This window comes from Paenibacillus sp. FSL H3-0469, assembly GCF_038051945.1.
Classification (GTDB): domain Bacteria; phylum Bacillota; class Bacilli; order Paenibacillales; family Paenibacillaceae; genus Paenibacillus_AQ.
In genome coordinates, this window is sequence record NZ_CP150302.1 from 4,498,947 (window position 1) to 4,520,202 (window position 21,256).

A 21,256-nucleotide genomic window follows, 5' to 3' on the forward strand; every position below is an offset into this window, starting at 1 on the left:
CATGAACATGTGGATAAGTGGCCGAAAGGATCAAAAACATGAAAAAAATAGTTATCCACAGTGGATATATTAAGCTCGACCAGTTCCTGAAGCTCTCTGATTGTGTATCCACAGGGGGGATGGCCAAGGCGCTGCTGCAGGAAGGACATGTGCAGGTGAACGGTGAGGTGGAAGAACGGCGTGGCCGGAAGCTCTACCCGGGTGATACTATCGAGGTACAGGATAACGGCGTGTTTGAAGTTGAGGGCGGCGGAGTCAAGGAGGAGTAACCCTAAGGAGGAACAGGCTCTTGTTTGTCAAAAATATCGGACTGCAGGATTACCGCAACTATGGGCTGCTGCGTCTTGAGCATCTGGGCGATGTGAATCTCATTCTCGGACAGAACGCCCAGGGTAAAACCAATCTCATGGAGGCTTTGTTTGTCCTCGCGATGACCAAAAGCCACCGGACCTCCAAGGACAAGGAGCTGATCTCCTTCGATGCCCCGGCGGGCTCCGCGCAGATTGTTGCTGAAGTAGAGCGCAAATATGGGGATCTTAAGCTGGAGCTGACCCTGTCCCCGCAGGGCAAGAAGGCCAGAATTAACGGACTGGAGCAGCGCCGGCTCAGTGAATTCGTAGGCTCGCTGAACGTGGTGATGTTTGCCCCGGAGGATCTGGAGATTGTCAAAGGTACCCCGGGCATCCGGCGCCGGTTCCTTGATATGGAGATTGGCCAGGTTCAGCCGAGCTACCTGTTTCATCTGCAGCAGTACCAGAAAATTCTCCTCCAGCGCGGCAATCTGCTGAAGCAGTTATGGGGCAAGGAGGCTGGCGGCCGGGAGCTTCTGGACATCTGGGATGCCCAACTTGTAGAACATGGTGTTAAAATCGTCAAAAAAAGGAAACAATTCATAAAGAAGCTGCAGATATGGGCAGAAAGCATCCACCGTGGCATCACAAACGGCGGAGAAGAGCTCAAACTGCTCTATGTCCCCTCGTTTGGTGAGCGTGAAGAGGAAGATGAAGCTGTCTTATTGGACAAATTTATGTTAAAGTTATCACAAACAAGAGATCAGGAAATCAGGCGCGGCATGACGCTGACGGGTCCCCATCGGGATGACCTGTCCTTTTTTATCAACGGAAGAGAAGCTCAGGTCTACGGTTCCCAGGGGCAGCAACGTACGGCAGCTTTATCGCTCAAGCTGGCGGAAATTGAACTGATCCATGAGGAGATTGGAGAATACCCTGTGCTGCTTCTTGATGATGTTTTGTCCGAACTTGATCCCTATCGTCAGACCCAGCTTATCGAAACTTTTCAGAGCAAGGTGCAGACCTTCATCACTGCGACCGGTGTTGAGGGACTGAATGCTGATAAATTAAAGGGTGCAATCCTGTATCATGTTCATGGCGGCAAAGTGGGGTTATAAAGAGCGGAGGAAGACCATGTATATTCATTTGGGCGGAGAAAAAATTATTCGATCCTCAGAGCTGATTGCTATATTTGATATATCGATTGAGAAATCCTCCAAGGTATCGAAGCAGTTTATGACTCATTCCCAGCAGGATAAGAAGCTGGAACGCATTGGTGAAGAGGAAGCGAAGTCTATTGTCGTGACCAGGAATACTGTCTACTACTCCCCGATCTCCTCCTCCACTCTCAAAAAAAGAGCCAAGATCTTGTTAGAAATATAAGGTTCCACAAGTTACATGAGATAATCTGAAAGAAGTAGGTGAAGGCATGTCAATGAATCAACCGACATATGATGAGAGCCAGATTCAGGTACTGGAAGGGCTGGAAGCAGTTCGGAAACGTCCCGGCATGTACATTGGCTCCACCAGCTCCAAAGGTCTGCATCATTTGGTCTGGGAGGTTGTCGATAATAGTATCGATGAGGCGCTGGCAGGTTTTTGCGACCGGATTCAAGTCATAATTACTGAAAATAATAGTGTGACTGTTATTGACAACGGGCGCGGAATTCCTGTTGGTGAGAACGTCAAGCTGAAGAAGTCCACACTTGAAGTGGTCATGACTGTCCTGCATGCAGGCGGTAAGTTCGGCGGCGGGGGTTACAAGGTGTCCGGCGGTCTTCACGGCGTAGGGATCTCTGTGGTTAATGCCTTGTCCGAGAAGGTAGTTGTCACTGTCAAACGTGACGGGCATGTCTACCAGCAGGAGTACAACCGCGGCGTGCCGCAATATGACATCAGAGTGATCGGGGATACAGAGGAGACGGGGACCACCACGACCTTCCACCCGGACCCGGATATTTTCACCGAAACGACTACGTTTGAATACTCCACGCTCCTTACCCGTATCCGAGAGCTGGCCTTCTTGAACAAGGGCATTGAGCTGTCACTTCTGGATGAACGGACCGGAGTCAGCAATACGTTCAAGTATGAAGGTGGTATTGTGGAGTATGTGAAATACCTTAACGAGAAAAAAGAAGCTCTTCATGAGGATCCCATCTACGTGGAAGGCTCACGGGATATGATCGCGGTTGAAGTGGCTCTCCAATATAACGATTCATACACAGAGAACATCTATTCGTTCGCTAATAATATCAATACCCATGAAGGCGGAACGCATGAATCCGGCTTCAAGAGTGCCTTGACGCGGATCATTAATGACTACGCACGCAAGGCCGGCGTAATCAAGGACAGCAGTCAGAATCTGACCGGGGATGATGTCCGGGAGGGTCTGACGGCAATTATCTCGGTCAAGATTCCTGAGCCGCAGTTCGAAGGTCAGACCAAGACCAAGCTCGGCAACAGTGAAGTCCGGGGGATTGTAGAATCGCTGTTCGGCGAGAAGCTGCAGGAGTTCCTGGAGGAGAACCCTGCCGTCTCACGTAAGGTGCTGGAGAAGTCATTGCAGGCTTCCCGTGCCCGTGAAGCGGCCAAAAAGGCCCGTGAGCTGACTCGCCGCAAAAGTGCGCTTGAAGTCAGCGCCCTGCCTGGCAAGCTGGCAGACTGCTCCTCCAAGGATGCGTCCATCAGTGAGCTGTATATCGTCGAAGGTGACTCCGCCGGCGGATCTGCCAAGCAGGGCCGGGACCGCCACTTCCAGGCCATCCTGCCGCTGCGCGGCAAGATTCTGAACGTGGAGAAGGCCCGGCTAGACCGGATCTTGTCCAATGCTGAAATCCGGGCGATTATTACCGCACTCGGAACCGGGATCAGTGATGATTTCGACCTCTCGAAGGCGCGTTACCACAAGGTTGTCATCATGACCGATGCGGACGTCGACGGCGCCCATATCCGAACACTACTGCTGACCTTCTTCTACCGCTATATGCGGAAGATTGTCGACGCAGGGTATATCTATATCGCCCAGCCGCCGCTCTTCAAGATTGAGCGCAACAAGGTGGTGCGCTATGCACAGACCGAGAAGGAGCGCGATGAGATCATTGCTGCCTTCGGCGAGAACGTGAAGGTTAACGTACAGCGCTACAAGGGTCTGGGTGAGATGAATGCTGCTCAGTTATGGGACACGACGATGGACCCTGAGAGCCGCACCATGTTGCAGGTAACCATTGAGGACGCCATGCTAGCGGACAGCATCTTTGATACCCTGATGGGTGACAATGTTGAACCGCGCCGCGAATTCATTCAGGAGCATGCCCAATCGGTTAAGAACCTGGATATTTAAAGAGCACATAGCGAACCTCCGGATTATCCCTTGCGGATGAAGCCGGAGGTTTTTTAGTGAGAGAGAGTTTATAGCCTTGCCGCTTGAATACATAGAGCTAGACGTTCGATATTCGCTTGCGGCGGCTGCTTACGGACTTCCGGTTAGGCTTCAACCGGCCATAGGCCACAGCATAACGGTGGATTCTGCGGTAAATTGCTTTGTTCGGGAACAATTTGAAGACAATGATGGAGGGTAAGGTGTTTACTTCAAGCAGCCATAGATCGTGATGCTGGTCGATGGCTACATCAAGCCCCAGCTCCTTAAGACCTGGATAAGCCGTTTCGAGCTGAGCTCCGATCCGGACGCCCAGAGATTTGAGCTGCTGGGTAGTCGCAGACAGTTCGTCACTGGTCATATGCTCCTTGAACAGGGTATCTACCGGAAAAACACTGCCCCCGCTGTGATAATTCGTGATTACCTTCTGCGGTGCGGCGACCCTTCCAAGCATGCCCGTAGTCTCCCAGCTGCCCTGGGGATTCTTCTGGGTAAGCACCCGCAGGTCGAAGGGACGATCCTGATGCTGCAGCAGATCAATGCCCTGCTGGACCAGATAGCTGCGGTCTCTAATCCGTGGTACCAGTGCGGCATGAAGCTCTTCGGGGCTATTAAAGACCTCGGCGTCCTTCGCATACCTGAGAATATACATCAGCTTCGGCTCTGCCGGTACTTCTGCTTCACTGTCCGGAGCAGCTGTCACCGGTTCACGTGTCTCCGGCTGCTGTCCACTGGGACTTAGGTGTACAATCCTCTGCTCGGCTCTCATTACTCCGCTGCCATAGGTGCCGCGGTCGGGCTTTATATATACCGTGCCGTGCAGATGAAGCATTTCTTTCAGATCCTCCAGGCTGTATTTGCGCGTTTCCGGGATATAGACCGAGAGCTGACGGTTTTGCAGAATGACTTTCGTTTTTGCCCATTTGCTGGACACGCGTTGAATCCTCATGTTCTGCCTCCGTTTCTTTATTCATAGCGAATTTTCAGGACAAGAAAGCAAAATAATGTTATAATATAAGGATATGAGATTATGCTTTTTGGGACGAAAACAGGGGCATGAAGCCAATTCTCTTGTCTCTACAGTCTATGTACTGAAGACAGCTGCGGAGAGGGCGTATACCCTTATCCGTACTAAAAGAAAATCAATATAGACGATAACAGGCTATCATGTTTAATTGTGCTGGTTTTGTGAAAGTAATATAATATAGGGTAGCGGTTTTTAACTGAAGGAGGTCCACCAACTCATGGCTGAACAAAATAACCCGCAAGTCAAAGATCGGGACATTGGCGTGGAAATGCGCGAATCCTTTATGGATTACGCAATGAGCATCATTGTAAGCCGGGCTTTGCCGGATGTGCGGGATGGACTTAAGCCTGTTCACCGACGCATTTTGTTTGCGATGTCGGAACTTGGTATGTCCTCGGATAAGCCACATAAGAAGTCGGCTAGAATCGTCGGTGAGGTTATCGGTAAGTATCATCCTCACGGTGACTCAGCAGTCTATGAAACAATGGTACGTATGGCACAGGACTTCTCCATGCGCTATATGCTTGTAGACGGTCATGGTAACTTCGGTTCCATAGACGGAGATATGGCGGCTGCAATGCGTTATACAGAAGCACGTTTGTCCAAAATTGCCGGAGAAATGCTCCGTGACCTGAACAAGGAGACCGTTGACTTCGCGCCTAACTATGACGGTGAAGAGAACGAGCCTGTAGTCTTGCCGGCGCGTTATCCCAATCTGCTGGTTAATGGTGTAGGCGGGATTGCGGTGGGGATGGCAACCAATATTCCTCCGCATAATCTCGGTGAGGTAATTGACGGTGTGCAGGCGATGATCAAGAATCCTGATATTACGCCTATGGAGCTTATGGAATATATTCAAGGCCCGGATTTCCCGACGGCCGGATATATTCTGGGCCGTGAAGGCATCCGTCAGGCCTACCGCACTGGACGCGGATCGGTTACTATGCGTGCCAAAGCGGTTATTGAAGAGAATAACGGCAAGGCCCGGATTATTGTGCATGAGCTTCCTTACCAGGTCAATAAGGCCCGGCTCGTGGAGAAGATTGCGGAACTGGTGCGTGAGAAGCGCATCGAGGGCATTACGGATCTGCGTGATGAGTCTGACCGTAACGGAATGCGCGTAGTGGTTGAAATGAGACGGGATGTGAATCCGAGCGTTGTACTCAACAATCTCTACAAGCATACTTCCATGCAGTCCACCTTCGGGATCAACATGCTGGCTATTGTCAACAATGAACCGAAGATTCTGAATCTGCGCGATGTACTGTATCACTATCTGCAGCATCAGATCGAAGTCATCCGCCGCCGGACAATCTTCGACCTTAAGAAGGCGGAAGCACGGGCGCATATTCTGGAAGGGCTGCGTATTGCCCTGGATCATTTGGATGAAGTCATTGCCCTGATCCGCGCCTCACGCACAACCGACATTGCCCGGGAAGGTCTGATGGAGACCTTCAGTCTGAGCGTAGAGCAGGCCCAGGCGATCCTCGATATGCGGATGCAGCGACTGACCGGTCTGGAACGTGAGAAGATCGAGAATGAATATAACGAGCTGTTGGCCAAAATAGCCGAATACCGTGAGATTCTGGCCAATGAGCATCTCGTGCTGGATATTATCAGCAATGAGCTGCAGGAGATCCGGGATAAATACTCCGATGACCGCCGTACAGAAATCACCGTTGGGGAAGAAAGCATCCTCGACGAGGATCTGATTCCGCGTGAAGAGGTTGTCATCACGATTACCCACACCGGTTATATCAAACGTCTTCCGGTCAACACCTACCGCAGCCAGAAGCGCGGCGGACGCGGTGTCATCGGGATGGACACCAAGGACCAGGACTTTGTGGAGCATCTCTTCGTGAGTAACTCCCATAACTACCTGATGTTCTTCACTGATAAGGGTAAGGTGTACCGGATTAAGGCCTATGAGATTCCGGAGCTTGGACGGACTGCCCGGGGAACGCCGATCATCAACCTGATTCAAATCGAGCAGGGCGAGAAGATCAGCGCGGTCATCCAGGTGGAGGAAGCGGACAGTGACAAGTACCTGTTCTTCGCTACCCGTGAGGGGATTGTGAAGAAGACGCCTCTGGAGGATTACAACAACATCCGTAAGGGTGGTCTGATTGCAATCAATCTCCGTGAGGAGGATTCACTGATTGAGGTGAAGCTGACGGATGGTGAGCAGAATCTGATAATCGGTACTGCACGCGGAATGTCGATTACCTTCTCGGAGAATGATGTACGTTCCATGGGCCGCAGTGCTACGGGGGTTAAGGGGATCACGCTTGATTCCAATGACCATGTTATTGGCATGGACTGCGTAGACCAGGAGCTTGAGGTACTGATCGTAACCACCAAGGGCTATGGTAAGCGGACACCTGCTGCTGACTACCGGTCCCAGACCCGCGGGGGTAAAGGTATCAAGACTATTAACCTTACGGATAAGAACGGGCCGGTTGTCGGGCTGAAGGTCGTCAAGCAGGACGAGGACCTGATGATTATTACGACCAGCGGTACCCTGATCCGTACCAGCATGGACGGAATATCCACCATGGGCCGTTATGCGCAGGGTGTTAAGCTGATTAACATCCGTGAGGATGATGCTGTAGCTACACTATGCAGAGCGGACAAAGAGGATGAAGAGCTGTCTGAGCATGAGGACGGCGAAGACATTCAAGGAGCTCCTGTAGAAGGCGAAGGCGGTATTGAAGCCAGCCAGCCTGAAGCGGATGCCTTGAACGAAGAAGACAACCTCGAATAAGAATTGCAAGAGAGCATGGATTTCTGATATATAGAAATCCATGCTCTTTTTTTATACCCTATCAACTGATGAACGGGGAATTCTCTATCTAGCCGCTTCCCCTGTTCCATACTATAATTAGAGAATTACAGGTGTCACCGACATAAAGGGGCTTAGGCTAATGCCAAACATATCCGTTGGAGAGATTAAAGCGGGTTCAAAGATTATAAAGGATGTAATTACTCCTTTAGGAGGGGTATTGTTCGGGAAGGGCAAGATCATTCTCCCCCGGGATATTGAGATTTTGCAGGCTTTTTTAATCGGACAGGTTGAGATTGAAGGGGCTCAAGGGGAAGACAAACCGGCAGAGAGCGCTAAACCGGCAGTGAAGCAGCAAGCGGCCAAGGCAGGTGCTCTGATTAATGAATCAGTGCTGGCCAAGAGTAATTCTCCGCTTCACGATGAGTATGAGAAAATGCTGGTGCTTATCAAGCAAAGCTACCGTGCAGCGGCCGCTGCGGCTCTTCCGATCTTCGAACTGCGGAGTCAGCTGGAGCTGCTGATTACCCATTTGAAAGATTACCATGTCTTAAAGTTTGCTCCGCGTGTGCTAATTGACCAGGAATATAACTATCATAATGCTGTTTTGTCTGCCTTGACCTCCTACCGAATTGCCCAGTGGTGCGGATATCCGCAGAAGGACTGGATGCAGGCTGCTTTTGCCGGCTTGCTGCACGATATAGGTAACATTAAGGTAGACGAAGCGCTGCTGCAGAAACCAACCCCTCTAAGCGGTGCAGAGATTGACGAGGTACGCAGGCACACTACATACGGTTATCAGTTGCTGCGCAATGTTACAGCCATTAACGAAGGGGTAAGACTCGCCGCCTTGCAGCACCATGAGAAGATAGACGGTTCAGGGTATCCGCTTAGGCTGGATGGCAGCCAGATTCATTTCTACGCCAAGATTGTGGCAGTCGCCGATATCTTCCATGCCATGACGCTGGGAAAAGCCTACAGAAAGGCACAGTCGCCATATCTGGTATTGGAGCAGCTGCAGAAGGAGAGCTTCGGGAAGCTCGATCCGGTAATCGTACAGACCTTCATTCAAAAGACGACAGACCTATATAACGGTACACGGATACGGCTCAGCGATGGACGTCACGGGGAAATCATCTTTACCGATCGTAACAACCCGACAAGACCCATGATTCAAGTTGAAGGAAACATCGTTAATCTGATCAATGAACGGGAGCTGCACATTCAGGAGATTATTGCTTAAGTACGCGGACAGAGGAGTAGAGCTATGCTAACTTACTTGCCGGACTAAGGGCGGTTAGGGAAGCGTAGCTTTTTAGAGAGTGAAATAGAAATAAAAGCTTGCAATGAATCTCTATCCGTGATATATTCTATTTCTGGCCGCGAAACATCAACGCCGAGCTCGAAAAGAAGTTAAAAAAGAGCTTGCATTGATCGGCTGGATGTGATATATTATAAGAGTTGCTGGTGACGCGATGAGCGGCGCTGACAACGAGCTTGATCTTTGAAAACTGAACAACGAGTGAGTATCTGGAGATCACTTCGGTGAGATCCAAATTAGAGGATGTAACAATTCTCGTCAGATGTTTCAAAATGAGCAATCGCTCTTTCTAAATACTAATTTGGAGAGTTTGATCCTGGCTCAGGACGAACGCTGGCGGCGTGCCTAATACATGCAAGTCGAGCGGAGTTTGAAAGGAAGCTTGCTTCCTTTCAGACTTAGCGGCGGACGGGTGAGTAACACGTAGGCAACCTGCCCTCAAGCCTGGGATAACTACCGGAAACGGTAGCTAATACCGGATAATTTCTTTCTTCTCCTGAGGAGAGAATGAAAGGCGGAGCAATCTGCTGCTTGGGGATGGGCCTGCGGCGCATTAGCTAGTTGGTGGGGTAACGGCCCACCAAGGCGACGATGCGTAGCCGACCTGAGAGGGTGAACGGCCACACTGGGACTGAGACACGGCCCAGACTCCTACGGGAGGCAGCAGTAGGGAATCTTCCGCAATGGGCGCAAGCCTGACGGAGCAACGCCGCGTGAGTGATGAAGGTTTTCGGATCGTAAAGCTCTGTTGCCAGGGAAGAACGTCCGGTAGAATAACTGCTACCGGAGTGACGGTACCTGAGAAGAAAGCCCCGGCTAACTACGTGCCAGCAGCCGCGGTAATACGTAGGGGGCAAGCGTTGTCCGGAATTATTGGGCGTAAAGCGCGCGCAGGCGGTTATTTAAGTCTGGTGTTTAAACCTTGGGCTCAACCTGAGGTCGCACTGGAAACTGGGTGACTTGAGTACAGAAGAGGAAAGTGGAATTCCACGTGTAGCGGTGAAATGCGTAGATATGTGGAGGAACACCAGTGGCGAAGGCGACTTTCTGGGCTGTAACTGACGCTGAGGCGCGAAAGCGTGGGGAGCAAACAGGATTAGATACCCTGGTAGTCCACGCCGTAAACGATGAGTGCTAGGTGTTAGGGGTTTCGATACCCTTGGTGCCGAAGTTAACACAGTAAGCACTCCGCCTGGGGAGTACGGTCGCAAGACTGAAACTCAAAGGAATTGACGGGGACCCGCACAAGCAGTGGAGTATGTGGTTTAATTCGAAGCAACGCGAAGAACCTTACCAGGTCTTGACATCCAACTAACGAAGCAGAGATGCATTAGGTGCCCTTCGGGGAAAGTTGAGACAGGTGGTGCATGGTTGTCGTCAGCTCGTGTCGTGAGATGTTGGGTTAAGTCCCGCAACGAGCGCAACCCTTGACTTTAGTTGCCAGCAGGTTGAGCTGGGCACTCTAGAGTGACTGCCGGTGACAAACCGGAGGAAGGTGGGGATGACGTCAAATCATCATGCCCCTTATGACCTGGGCTACACACGTACTACAATGGCCGGTACAACGGGAAGCGAAGCCGCGAGGTGGAGCCAATCCCAGCAAAGCCGGTCTCAGTTCGGATTGCAGGCTGCAACTCGCCTGCATGAAGTCGGAATTGCTAGTAATCGCGGATCAGCATGCCGCGGTGAATACGTTCCCGGGTCTTGTACACACCGCCCGTCACACCACGAGAGTTTACAACACCCGAAGTCGGTGGGGTAACCCGCAAGGGAGCCAGCCGCCGAAGGTGGGGTAGATGATTGGGGTGAAGTCGTAACAAGGTAGCCGTATCGGAAGGTGCGGCTGGATCACCTCCTTTCTATGGAGAATCGTCACCTGCAACGGTGACATTCAAATCGGAAGCTTCGCTTCCAAACCAATCAGGTTTAGGCCTGTTACTCACTCGTTGGTCAGTTTTGAGAGTTTAAGCTCTCATCTTTACCTTTGATCCTTGAAAACTGGATACCGAAACGAATTTGCGTTTTAGAACATCTTTTAGCTGAAACTTGTGTAAGCAAGTGGAAATAGTTATTAGTTGCTACCGTGATTTTCCTTAGGGAAAACACATTGGTTAAGCTACTAAGAGCACACGGAGGATGCCTAGGCGCCAGGAGCCGACGAAGGACGTGGCGAACAACGAAACTGCCTCGGGGAGCTGTAAGCAAGCTTTGATCCGGGGGTGTCCGAATGGGGAAACCCAGCTGTGGTAATTCGCAGTTACTCGTATCTGAATACATAGGATACGCAGAGGCAGACCAGGGGAACTGAAACATCTAAGTACCCTGAGGAAGAGAAAACAATAGTGATTCCGTCAGTAGCGGCGAGCGAACGCGGAACAGCCTAAACCAAGAGGCTTGCCTCTTGGGGTTGTGGGACGTCTCACATGGAGTTACAAAGGAATATGGTAGGCGAAGAGGTCTGGAAAGGCCCGCGATAGAGGTAAAAGCCCTGTAGCCGAAATGGTATTCTCTCCGAGACGGATCCCGAGTAGTGCGGGGCACGTGAAACCCCGTATGAATCCAGCAGGACCATCTGCTAAGGCTAAATACTACCTGGCGACCGATAGTGAAACAGTACCGTGAGGGAAAGGTGAAAAGCACCCCGGAAGGGGAGTGAAATAGAACCTGAAACCGTGTGCTTACAAAAAGTCAGAGCCCTTTCTATGGGTGATGGCGTGCCTTTTGTAGAATGAACCGGCGAGTTACGTTTAACATGCAAGGTTAAGGTGAGAAGCCGGAGCCGCAGCGAAAGCGAGTCTGAATAGGGCGATTTAGTATGTGGACGTAGACCCGAAACCGTGTGATCTACCCCTGTCCAGGGTGAAGGTGCGGTAACACGCACTGGAGGCCCGAACCCACGCATGTTGAAAAATGCGGGGATGAGGTGGGGGTAGCGGAGAAATTCCAATCGAACTCGGAGATAGCTGGTTCTCCCCGAAATAGCTTTAGGGCTAGCCTCGGTGAATGGAGTGGTGGAGGTAGAGCACTGATTGGGTGCGGGGCCCGCAAGGGTTACCAAGCTCAGTCAAACTCCGAATGCCATTTACTTCTTGCCGGGAGTCAGACAGTGAGTGCTAAGATCCATTGTCAAAAGGGAAACAGCCCAGACCATCAGCTAAGGTCCCCAAGTGTGTGTTAAGTGGGAAAGGATGTGGAGTTGCACAGACAACCAGGATGTTGGCTTAGAAGCAGCCACCATTGAAAGAGTGCGTAATAGCTCACTGGTCGAGTGACTCTGCGCCGAAAATGTAACGGGGCTAAACACACCACCGAAGCTATGGCTAGATACTTTGTATCTGGGGTAGGGGAGCGTTGTATATACGTTGAAGGTGTACCGTAAGGAGCGCTGGAGAGTATACAAGTGAGAATGCCGGTATGAGTAACGAAAAGATCAGTGAGAATCTGATCCGCCGAAAGCCCAAGGTTTCCTGAGGAAGGCTCGTCCGCTCAGGGTAAGTCGGGACCTAAGGCGAGGCCGAAAGGCGTAGTCGAAGGACAACAGTTTGAAATTACTGTACCACCGTAATCCGCTATGAGCGATGGGGTGACGCAGGAGGGTAGTGACGCGGACTGATGGATGTCCGTCTAAGCAGTGAGGCTGGTGTGTAGGCAAATCCGCACACCGTAAGGCTGGGCTGTGATGGGGAGCGAAAATTACAGTAGCGAAGGTCATGATCTCACACTGCCAAGAAAAGCCTCTAGTCAGGAGAAGGTGCCCGTACCGCAAACCGACACAGGTAGGCGAGAAGAGAATTCTAAGGCGCGCGGAAGAACTCTCGTTAAGGAACTCGGCAAAATGACCCCGTAACTTCGGGAGAAGGGGTGCCTCGGTAGGGTGAATAGCCCGAGGGGGCCGCAGTGAAAAGGCCCAAGCGACTGTTTAGCAAAAACACAGGTCTGTGCGAAGCCGTAAGGCGAAGTATACGGGCTGACGCCTGCCCGGTGCTGGAAGGTTAAGGGGAGCGGTTAGGAGCAATCCGAAGCTGTGAACCGAAGCCCCAGTAAACGGCGGCCGTAACTATAACGGTCCTAAGGTAGCGAAATTCCTTGTCAGGTAAATTCTGACCCGCACGAATGGCGTAACGACTTGGGCGCTGTCTCAACGAGAGATCCGGTGAAATTTTAATACCTGTGAAGATGCAGGTTACCCGCGACAAGACGGAAAGACCCCATGGAGCTTTACTGCAGCTTGATATTGAATTTGGGTACGATCTGTACAGGATAGGTGGGAGCCGTGGAGGCAGGAGCGCAAGCTTCTGCGGAGGCGCCGTTGGGATACCACCCTGATCGTATCTAGGTTCTAACCTAGTGCCCTTATCGGGTACGGGGACCGTGTCAGGCGGGCAGTTTGACTGGGGCGGTCGCCTCCTAAAGAGTAACGGAGGCGTTCAAAGGTTCCCTCAGAATGGTTGGAAATCATTCGCAGAGTGCAAAGGCATAAGGGAGCTTGACTGCGAGACCTACAAGTCGAGCAGGGACGAAAGTCGGACTTAGTGATCCGGTGGTACCGCATGGAAGGGCCATCGCTCAACGGATAAAAGCTACCCTGGGGATAACAGGCTTATCTCCCCCAAGAGTCCACATCGACGGGGAGGTTTGGCACCTCGATGTCGGCTCATCGCATCCTGGGGCTGAAGTAGGTCCCAAGGGTTGGGCTGTTCGCCCATTAAAGCGGTACGCGAGCTGGGTTCAGAACGTCGTGAGACAGTTCGGTCCCTATCTGTCGTGGGCGCAGGAAATTTGAGAGGAGCTGTCCTTAGTACGAGAGGACCGGGATGGACGTACCGCTGGTGCATCAGTTGTTCCGCCAGGAGCATGGCTGAGTAGCTACGTACGGACGGGATAAGCGCTGAAAGCATCTAAGCGTGAAGCCCCCCTCAAGATGAGATTTCCCAGTATGTAAGACCCCTTGAAGACGACGAGGTAGATAGGTTGGAGGTGGAAGTGCAGCAATGCATGGAGCTGACCAATACTAATCGGTCGAGGGCTTATCCAAAAGCTACCCCAAAAAGTGAAGAAGAGGCTGACGAAGCCGATTCCGAATACTTTCCGGGGGCCCCGTAAGAAGGGCAAACACAAATTCGTTTCGGATTCAGTTTTCAGGAATCAATTCCTGAAGCATTTACGCTGTAAATGCCCGTTTGGTGGCGATAGCGGAGGGGTTCCACACGTACCCATCCCGAACACGACCGTTAAGCCCTCCAGCGCCGATGGTACTTGGACCGAAGGGTCCTGGGAGAGTAGGACGTTGCCAAGCACACATGAGCCATTGTCGAATTGTCGACAATGGCTTTTTGGTATACCCGCATATATAAAAAGCGGGAAGGGGCAAGGAATTTTAATATAAAAACGCTTACAAACGAGTGACATTTTTGTTACCGACGAGGCGATGGTTCCAAGTATAATGGAAAAGTGCAATAAATAAGCAAAAGCCTTAATACGAATGAACTACGTATAAATTCTATCTTGGAATTTTCTTGCGTCTTTAGATGCATGGTAGAGGTAAGGAGGATTTAAGGTATGAAGCGAACCCAACCTTTGTGGATATTAGTTATTCTTTGTATAGTCGGAGCAATGCTGGTGGGTTGCAGCACGAAGGAGCCGGCATGGGAGACTTTTAACGGTGCACTTAATGAGGAAGACTTCCCCGTTCCCAAAGAGGCAAGCTCACCCGACAGAACAACTACAAACGTAGCCATGGACTATGTACGGTACTCCCTCCCGGGGATGAAGGAGAAGAACGGTGTGCCGGATCCTTATCTTGCAGCCATTAAGGCGTGGGGCTGGGAAGAGCAGGAACAGAAAGCAGACGATTCAGGGAGTTCACGTGTTTTTCAGAAAGAAGGACTTATTGTACACCTGACCGTGTATGACGACTATTTCATCGTGATGATTCCGAAGGAAAAGAAGGTCACCACTAAAGGCTTGAAGAACAGATAAAAAATCGCCGTCCGGTTATGGATGGCGATTTTTTGCGTGCATGCTGGGCCGCTTAAATACAGCGCTATGTATATCTGGTTGGATTACTGGGCGTAATAGGAGGCGTCTCCCGCACCAAACTTGAGCATCCCGTCTTTGGCTACACTTCTTAACCGCAGCAGCGCATACAGACGGGGGAGCAGCAGCCACAGGTGGCATACCGCCAGCGAAGCCGTGAAGGCGGGCGGAGCCCAGACGATGAAGAGTGCAGCTATACAGAGACCGATCCAGAGATTATGCAGCTGTACCGTGCGGAAGATGCCGTAATTGATATATTGATCAGGCATGTAACCGGGCCAGGGCAGGCGCAGGGACAATCTCCAGCGCTTGGCGATAGGGTGTCCGCTAATCACCAATACAGAGCGTGAGATGACATACTGAATCCACAGCATGACAGGTCCGGCTATAATCATGAACAGGATACTCAGCCAGGAGAGAAAGACACTTTCGAGTACAAGACATATAAACGGTAGGGTGATATAGACCCGCAGCAGGAAGGCTGTAATAGTAATTTTTTTGATAAGCTTGTATTGATAGAATGTAGCGGCACCTTTGGTGTTTGGTTCCATACCTGGAATTCGGACCTCCTCGCAAGTTCTCTTGTTATTATTATCGGCCTGCTCCTGCGTTTTATTAAACAACGGGTTCAGATTCACCGAATGGGTAGCAGGCGAATATATATATTTCAGGCTATGAAGGATTAGGAAAAAACTATGAAAAGGTTTAAAATGATAGAAGGTGTACCATACTGTTCTTAAAAGAGTCAAGGTGGGATGAAAATGGAACAGCAAACCGGGCAGGCCTGCATTATCTGCGGGCAGGAAAAGGAAGAAGGCATTGTGATTGTCTCGCATTTCATCTGTGAGGACTGTGAGAGTGAGATGGTGCGTACGGAGGCTGAGGATGTGAAGTACAACTTTTTCATTAGCCGGATGAAGAAGATCAATCTGCGTATGCATGCTTAATGAACGAATTGCAGTACCTGTAACAAGCAACATATAAAGAGCGGGCGGTGAATCTGTGTCGCGTTGGCTGCAAATACAAAGTTCCTCTTAACGGCTTCTCCGCCCTGACCGGGTGAGAGAGGCCGTTTTATTGCCTGTGCGGTCCTTTACGGAAGTGATAGGCGTTTGGGTGTATTTACGTTAAAATAGATGGTAACCCCCAGGGGAGGAAGAATCTATGGACAAGCTACAGCCTGGCAGGGCACCTGTATACGAAATGCTGGAAAAATATAGACTTAAGGGTAATATATCTTATCATGTGCCGGGTCACAAGAACGGGGAGGCTTACCGGAGTACTGTCAGTGCAGAGAGTGCGGGGTATCTCACGGAAGTGATGCGTTACGATGTGACGGAAATTACCGGAACGGATGACCTTCATCATCCGGAAGGGGTAATAAGAGAAGCGCAGGAGCTGGCCGCAGACTGTTATGGAGCGGAGGAGAGCTATATGTTGGTAGGCGGCAGCACCGCGGGTAATCTGGCACTGATCCTGACGGTCTGTGCTGAGCCCGGAAGGCTGCTTCTTTTGCAGCGCAACGTCCACAAGTCCGTTATTCATGGACTGATGCTGGCAGGAGCGCGTGCAGTCTTCCTGGAGCCGGAGATTGATCCGGGCAGCGGACTCGCCGTGGCTCCGTCTGCTGAGACGGTGCAGGCGGCGCTGAATGCCTATCCGGAGGCAGCCGGCGTTCTGGTCACTATGCCGAACTACTACGGCATGGGCATTGACCTTGCGCCCCTCGCGCAGGCCTGTCACGCCAGCGGCGTGCCGCTGCTGGTGGATGAGGCGCACGGGGCGCATTACGGGCAGCACCCGGCGCTTCCGGCCGGGGCACTTGCGGGGGGCGCGGACGGCGTGGTGCAGTCCACGCATAAGATGCTGACGGCGCTGACAATGGGCGCCATGCTGCATGTGCAAGGGCCATGGCTTGACCGCGCGCTGCTGCGGCAGCGCCTGGCCATGGTGCAGAGCTCCAGCCCATCGTACCCCGTGATGGCTTCGCTCGATCTGGCCCGGCGCCTGCTGCACAGCCAGGGCGCCGGTGCCTTCACGGCGGGGCTCGCCGCCGTGGATGTCCTGCGGCGCGGCCTGGCGGCGCTGCCGCGCTTCGGGCTGCTGCAGCCGGCTTCGCTGCAGCAGCCTGTCTGCGGCGGGGCCAGCGCCGCAGGAGTGAGTACGCCGCCGCTGCGCGGGGCGGCGTACGTGACCCAGGACCCCTTTAAGGCGGTCATATATGACGCCGCAGGGGTCCTGGGGGGCTTCGAGCTGCAGCGCAGGCTCGAAGAGAGGGGAATCGTGCCGGAGATGAGCGACGACCGGCACGTGGTACTGGCCTTCAGCCTCGGCTCGAAGGCTGAAGAGGCAGCTGCGCTGCTGACAGCGCTGCAGGACATTGCGGCGCAGACTACCTTGGCAGCGCCGCAGACAGGCGGGACCGCAGCCCATTCAGACCGTGAACCTACCGCTGGACGCGGCCAGTCTACTTACACGGACACCGCAGCTCCTGCTCCCCAAGGCGGAGAATCCTTCTCCAGCACACGGACCGCAGCCCAGTCAGCCTCATATAATAGCAGAGGAGGGGACTCAACCTTCTCTGCCAATATTTCCACGTGGAACAATTTCGATATTCCGGCGGTATCAGCTCCGGTTGCGTTCTCTACCCGGCCGGTGGCTGCCGGTGAGACAGAGAGCATAGAGCTTGAGGCAAGTGAGGGCAGGATTGCGGCAGAGATGGTTATTCCTTATCCGCCAGGCATTCCGCTCTTATATCCCGGAGAGTGCATTACAGCGTCTGTCTGTGACAGGCTGATCCGCCTGCGTACAGGCGGGGCGAAATTCCAGGCCTGTGCTGATCCGGCCTTACAGCATATTAAGGTATACAACATTCAGAAGGGCGGAGAAGTATAAGTGAAGCGAGAAGGATTCTTCATTACACTGGAGGGAGGCGACGGCTCCGGCAAAACAACCGTACTAGGCAGGGTGGCAGCTTATCTGCAGAACCATTCCATGCCCTACTTAATCACCCGTGAGCCGGGAGGGATTGAGATTGCCGAGAAGATCCGCTCTATTATCCTCGACCCGGCACATACGGCAATGGATGCCCGGACAGAGGCACTCCTGTATGCGGCGGCAAGAAGCCAGCATCTGGCGGAAGTAGTCGAGCCTGCTTTGCAGGAGGGAATTACTGTGCTCTGCGACCGTTTTGTAGACAGCAGCCTAGTCTATCAAGGGTACGCCAGAGGGCTGGGCATCGAAGAGGTGTGGGGGATTAACCGGTTTGCAACTGGCGGGAGAATGCCTGATCTTACCTTTTACCTGGATGTAGATCCCGAGGTGGGTCTGTCCCGGATTGCCGCCAATCAGAACCGGGAAGTGAACCGGCTGGATCTGGAGAGCCTTGAGTTCCACCAGAAGGTGCGGGCGGGCTATGAGCTGGTTAACAGCTCCAATCTGGAGCGGATTGTAGTGCTTGATGCCAATCGTCCCATCCATATGGTGGAGCAGGATATTGTAGGTGTGCTGAAGGACAGGATATTAAAGGATTTCTAAGGTGTTTTGTCAAATAAACAATAGAGGTATAATGATTGAACAGGGCTTCTCTGCAGATTGAATCAATGCTGTGCGGAAAGCCTGTGAACATAACTAATAGGAGGGGATACGTAGATGAATTTGATCATTGCAATTATCCAGGATAAAGACAGCAACCGGCTATCCAGTGAACTGGTGAAGGCGAACTTCCGTGCCACCAAGCTGGCCAGTACAGGCGGATTTCTCCGTGCGGGTAACACTACCTTTTTAATTGGGGTAGATGATATTCAGGTAGACGCCGTACTCAGTGTAATCCGTAACAGCTGTAAAGTGCGTGAGCAACTGGTCACTCCGGTCACCCCGATGAGCGGCACGACAGATTCTTATTTGCCGCTTCCTGTTGAAGTGCAGGTGGGCGGAGCTACCGTATTCGTACTTCCCGTCGATCGTTTCGAGCATTATTGAGCATAATGAGCATTAGACCATAAGGGCGGTAGATATCCTTGAAGATCAACCCGGGCTACAGGCCCTTAAAAAGCGAAATGCTGACCACGGAGGCTGAGAGGCGTCCGGTTCAGCAAAAAAACTTCAACGATGTATTTCAACAGCAAAGCCAGCAGAAAACTATAGATGAGTTGAACCGTCAGATTAAAGATATCCAGCTGCAAGGCGACCGGCTCTCCAAATCCATGACTGTACGTGAGCTGGCGATCTACCGGAATCTGATTAAACGGTTTCTGGAGGAGACGGCCCGCCGCGGAGTGATCCTGAAGGACACCAAAGGCTGGGACCGTCGGGGCCGCGGCAAACGCTACAAGCTGCTCGAAGAGGTTGATGCCGCTCTGCTGAATATGGCAGATGATCTGCTGGACAGCGAGCAGGGCAGAATCGACCTCCTGGGACGGGTTGGAGAGATCCGCGGGCTGCTGATTAACCTTTCTTTCTGACAACTTGGAGGAACCTATGTCTTTTCATGAACTATTAGGCCAGGAGGACGCCAAGCGGCTGCTTCAGAATGCCCTGCGTAAGGATGCTGTCAGCCATGCCTATCTGTTTACGGGTCCAGCAGGCAGCGGGCAGGTGAAGATGGCACTGACGTTCGCCCAGGCGATATTCTGTACCGCCAGTAAGGATGATGCCTGCGGAGAGTGCCTGGAATGCCGCAAGGTGGAGCATGGCAATCATCCTGATCTAACTCTGCTGCGTCCCGACGGGGCCAGCATTAAGATTGACCAGATTCGTGAGCTTCAGCGTGTTTTTTCCTACCGCTCGGAAGGGATTAACCCGAAGGTTTATATTATAGAAGGAGCGGACAAAATGACGGTGCAAGCCGCCAATAGTCTGCTGAAATTCTTGGAGGAGCCGCCAGCCCCGGCGGTTGGCATTCTGATTTCGGATAACAGCAGTTCCCTGCTTCCAACGATCCAGTCCAGAACCCAGCGTATTCCGTTTAGCCCGCTGCATCCGGATATTATGCTGCAGGCGTTGTCCGGCGAAGGGGTTCCGGTGCCGCTGGCGCGATGCGCGGTATCACTGACGGCCGGTCTTGACGGCTGCAGGGAACTTTTGGCACAGAATTGGTTTGCAGAAATGAGAAATCTAGTGTTACAATTAGCGAAGGAGTCTCTGGGCAAGGGCAGCACTGCGGTGGCAACCGCAGGTTCGAAGCTGTTCAAGACCGGACTTGGTGAACATTTGGATACTCTATTCAGCATGTTCCACTTATGGTTCAAAGATATGCTCTACTTCCTGTACCGAAAGCACGAAAGTATCGTTTTCATAGATCAGTTAGACTTTATTTCGAGGGCTGCCCGTCAGAGGAGTACGCAGCAGTGGGTGGCTTATATGGAGTATGCGGCGGAGAGCAAGCGGAAGCTGCGTTCCAATGCCAATGCCCAGCTGTGTCTGGAGCAGTTTTTAATCCGGCTGGAAAGCTAGAGGTTCGGGTTATTTATAATAGATCCTCCGGGATATAATCCTCAGCCCTGGAAAGACCGGGTATAGCGGACGAGGAAGGACAAGCATGGATCATCAGGGAAGCAGTCTTGCTTAAGGGTTCCTTTACCGTCAAACAAGGGGGTTAATTTTTGTACAGCGTAGTAGGTGTCCGCTTCAAAAAAGCGGGTAAAATATATTATTTCGATCCACTTGATTTCCCGATTGAACGCGATCAATGCGTCATTGTTGAGACTGCAAGAGGGGTCGAATACGGTAAGGTTGTCGTTGGCAAAAAAGAGGTGCAGGAAGCAGACGTTGTACTGCCGCTCAAGAAAGTCATGCGTATTGCCGGCGAGACCGACGCGCGTGTGGTGGAAGAGAACAAGGGTGCAGCGAAGGATGCTTTTACCACCTGTTTAAATAAAATCCGCGATCATGGCCTCAAAATGAAGCTGGTGGATGTGGAGTTTACGTTTGACCGCAACAAGATTATTTTCTATTTCACGGCCGAAGGCCGCGTGGATTTCCGCGAGCTGGTGAAGGACCTGGCCAGTATTTTCCGTACCCGCATTGAGCTCCGGCAGATTGGTGTGCGTGATGAAGCTAAGATGCTGGGCGGACTAGGCCCATGCGGACGGGTGCTCTGCTGCTCCTCCTGGCTTGGTGATTTCGAGCCGGTGTCCATCAAGATGGCGAAGGATCAGAATCTGTCGCTTAACCCGACCAAGATCTCGGGATTATGCGGACGGCTGATGTGTTGTCTGAAGTTTGAGCATGATAATTATGAGAGCACGAAGGAAGAAATGCCGGCTGTAGGCAAAATGGTCGTTACTTCACTGGGGGACGGCAAGGTAGTCGGTATCAATGCCGGCAGCCGTACAGTTCATGTGCAGCTGTTTGAAGTGGGTAAAGTTAAAGAACTTCCAATGGATGATGTTGTCGTCAAGTAAACCATTATAAGGTTACTTTC

Annotated in this window: 16 protein-coding genes and 3 rRNA genes; 17 read left to right on the plus strand and 2 right to left on the minus strand. The window is 52.0% G+C overall.

Annotated elements, in window-relative coordinates:
* The first annotated feature begins 38 nt into the window (after nucleotides 1-38).
* The 4 genes from yaaA to gyrB are packed head-to-tail and all read left to right on the plus strand — an operon-like array spanning nucleotide 39 to nucleotide 3,630.
* The gene (gene yaaA, locus NSS83_RS19825; protein WP_036699885.1) at nucleotides 39-269 is read left to right on the plus strand and encodes a S4 domain-containing protein YaaA; all 231 of its coding nucleotides are present in this window, start codon (nucleotides 39-41) and stop codon (nucleotides 267-269) included.
* 20 nt (nucleotides 270-289) lie between these two features.
* Nucleotides 290-1,408, plus strand: a complete 1,119-nt coding sequence (gene recF / locus NSS83_RS19830; RefSeq protein ID WP_036728069.1) for a DNA replication/repair protein RecF — start codon at nucleotides 290-292, stop codon at nucleotides 1,406-1,408.
* Nucleotides 1,409-1,424: 16 nt separating this feature from the next.
* Nucleotides 1,425-1,673, plus strand: a complete 249-nt coding sequence (locus NSS83_RS19835; RefSeq protein WP_036728071.1) for an extracellular matrix/biofilm biosynthesis regulator RemA family protein — start codon at nucleotides 1,425-1,427, stop codon at nucleotides 1,671-1,673.
* 46 nt (nucleotides 1,674-1,719) lie between these two features.
* Nucleotides 1,720-3,630, plus strand: a complete 1,911-nt coding sequence (gene gyrB / locus NSS83_RS19840) for a DNA topoisomerase (ATP-hydrolyzing) subunit B (RefSeq protein ID WP_341183173.1) — start codon at nucleotides 1,720-1,722, stop codon at nucleotides 3,628-3,630.
* Nucleotides 3,631-3,727: 97 nt separating this feature from the next.
* Here the strand turns inward: gyrB and NSS83_RS19845 are convergent, their stop codons facing one another.
* The gene (locus tag NSS83_RS19845) at nucleotides 3,728-4,615 is read right to left on the minus strand and encodes a YheC/YheD family protein (protein ID WP_341183172.1); all 888 of its coding nucleotides are present in this window, start codon (nucleotides 4,613-4,615) and stop codon (nucleotides 3,728-3,730) included.
* 295 nt (nucleotides 4,616-4,910) lie between these two features.
* On the opposite strand from NSS83_RS19845, the gene gyrA reads away from it, so the two are divergent.
* The 6 genes from gyrA to NSS83_RS19875 all read left to right on the plus strand — a co-directional run bounded on the left by gyrA (nucleotide 4,911) and on the right by NSS83_RS19875 (nucleotide 14,775).
* Nucleotides 4,911-7,457 (plus strand): DNA gyrase subunit A, encoded by a 2,547-nt coding sequence (gyrA, locus tag NSS83_RS19850; protein ID WP_341183171.1) that lies wholly within the window; start codon nucleotides 4,911-4,913, stop codon nucleotides 7,455-7,457.
* 160 nt (nucleotides 7,458-7,617) lie between these two features.
* Nucleotides 7,618-8,718 carry an HD-GYP domain-containing protein gene (locus NSS83_RS19855; protein ID WP_341183170.1) on the plus strand — a complete coding sequence of 367 codons (1,101 nt, stop codon included), beginning with the start codon at nucleotides 7,618-7,620 and terminating at the stop codon, nucleotides 8,716-8,718.
* Between the two features lie 376 nt (nucleotides 8,719-9,094).
* Nucleotides 9,095-10,655 (plus strand): 16S ribosomal RNA (locus tag NSS83_RS19860).
* Between the two features lie 250 nt (nucleotides 10,656-10,905).
* A 23S ribosomal RNA gene (locus NSS83_RS19865) occupies nucleotides 10,906-13,831 on the plus strand.
* A 144-nt stretch (nucleotides 13,832-13,975) separates the two neighbouring features.
* Nucleotides 13,976-14,092, plus strand: a 5S ribosomal RNA gene (gene rrf / locus NSS83_RS19870).
* Together the 16S, 23S and 5S rRNA genes form the textbook arrangement of a ribosomal RNA operon.
* Nucleotides 14,093-14,355: 263 nt before the next feature.
* Nucleotides 14,356-14,775 (plus strand): hypothetical protein, encoded by a 420-nt coding sequence (locus NSS83_RS19875; RefSeq protein WP_341183169.1) that lies wholly within the window; start codon nucleotides 14,356-14,358, stop codon nucleotides 14,773-14,775.
* Between the two features lie 83 nt (nucleotides 14,776-14,858).
* Here NSS83_RS19875 and NSS83_RS19880 read toward each other — a convergent pair whose 3' ends face one another.
* Complete coding sequence (locus NSS83_RS19880; protein ID WP_341183168.1) at nucleotides 14,859-15,383, minus strand: hypothetical protein; 525 nt, start codon at nucleotides 15,381-15,383, stop codon at nucleotides 14,859-14,861.
* 210 nt (nucleotides 15,384-15,593) lie between these two features.
* Between NSS83_RS19880 and NSS83_RS19885 the strand changes: the two genes are divergently transcribed.
* The 7 genes from NSS83_RS19885 (at nucleotide 15,594) to NSS83_RS19915 (ending at nucleotide 21,236) form a co-directional block, all read left to right on the plus strand.
* Entirely contained in the window at nucleotides 15,594-15,779 is a 186-nt protein-coding gene (locus NSS83_RS19885; protein WP_036696352.1) for a sigma factor G inhibitor Gin, read from the plus strand.
* A 217-nt stretch (nucleotides 15,780-15,996) separates the two neighbouring features.
* Entirely contained in the window at nucleotides 15,997-17,727 is a 1,731-nt protein-coding gene (locus NSS83_RS19890; RefSeq protein WP_341346342.1) for an aminotransferase class I/II-fold pyridoxal phosphate-dependent enzyme, read from the plus strand.
* A complete protein-coding gene (tmk, locus tag NSS83_RS19895) occupies nucleotides 17,728-18,369 on the plus strand; it encodes a dTMP kinase (RefSeq protein ID WP_341183166.1) in 642 nt (213 codons plus the stop codon). It begins immediately after the preceding gene.
* A gap of 114 nt (nucleotides 18,370-18,483) precedes the next feature.
* Entirely contained in the window at nucleotides 18,484-18,813 is a 330-nt protein-coding gene (locus NSS83_RS19900) for a cyclic-di-AMP receptor (RefSeq protein WP_036723983.1), read from the plus strand.
* A 38-nt stretch (nucleotides 18,814-18,851) separates the two neighbouring features.
* Complete coding sequence (locus NSS83_RS19905) at nucleotides 18,852-19,295, plus strand: YaaR family protein (protein WP_341183165.1); 444 nt, start codon at nucleotides 18,852-18,854, stop codon at nucleotides 19,293-19,295.
* Nucleotides 19,296-19,311: 16 nt separating this feature from the next.
* Nucleotides 19,312-20,286, plus strand: coding sequence for a DNA polymerase III subunit delta' (gene holB / locus NSS83_RS19910; protein ID WP_036696363.1), 975 nt, complete (start codon nucleotides 19,312-19,314; stop codon nucleotides 20,284-20,286).
* Between the two features lie 149 nt (nucleotides 20,287-20,435).
* Nucleotides 20,436-21,236 (plus strand): stage 0 sporulation family protein, encoded by an 801-nt coding sequence (locus NSS83_RS19915; RefSeq protein ID WP_036696365.1) that lies wholly within the window; start codon nucleotides 20,436-20,438, stop codon nucleotides 21,234-21,236.
* The last annotated feature ends 20 nt before the right edge of the window (nucleotides 21,237-21,256 follow it).